This window comes from Vibrio sp. HI00D65 (genome assembly GCF_001635455.1).
Classification (GTDB): domain Bacteria; phylum Pseudomonadota; class Gammaproteobacteria; order Enterobacterales; family Vibrionaceae; genus Vibrio.
Genome location: NZ_LWEH01000285.1, coordinates 1 through 350, shown reverse-complemented (window position 1 = coordinate 350; position 350 = coordinate 1). Strand labels below are relative to the sequence as shown.

Genomic DNA, 350 nt, shown 5'->3' with positions numbered 1-350 from the left:
GTGGGCTTTGCTGGCGCCGATCCTCGTGCCCATGCTCATGCTGCTGGGTATCAGCCCGGAGGGCGCGACCGCCGCATACCGCGTCGGAGACAGCGCAACCAATATCATCACGCCGCTGATGGTCTATTTCCCGCTGATCCTGGTCTTCGCACAACGCTGGCAGAAGGACTTCGGCCTGGGCAGCCTGACCGCGATGATGATTCCCTATTCGGTCTGGCTGCTGATCTCGGGCACAGTGCTGATCGTATTGTGGTTCTATCTCGGGATCCCGCTCGGCCCGGATGCGCCGGTCGGCTACACGCTGCCGGAGGTCGCCGCACCCACGGCGCCGCCGATCATGAACTGATCCA

The 350-nt window shown here is 63.4% G+C and carries 1 protein-coding gene; it reads left to right on the top strand.

Features of this window, described 5'->3' with window-relative positions:
* A partial coding sequence (locus A3712_RS18760; RefSeq protein ID WP_197465864.1) for an AbgT family transporter occupies window positions 1-346 on the top strand: 346 nt, incomplete at its 5' end.
* Window positions 347-350: the final 4 nt, after the last annotated feature.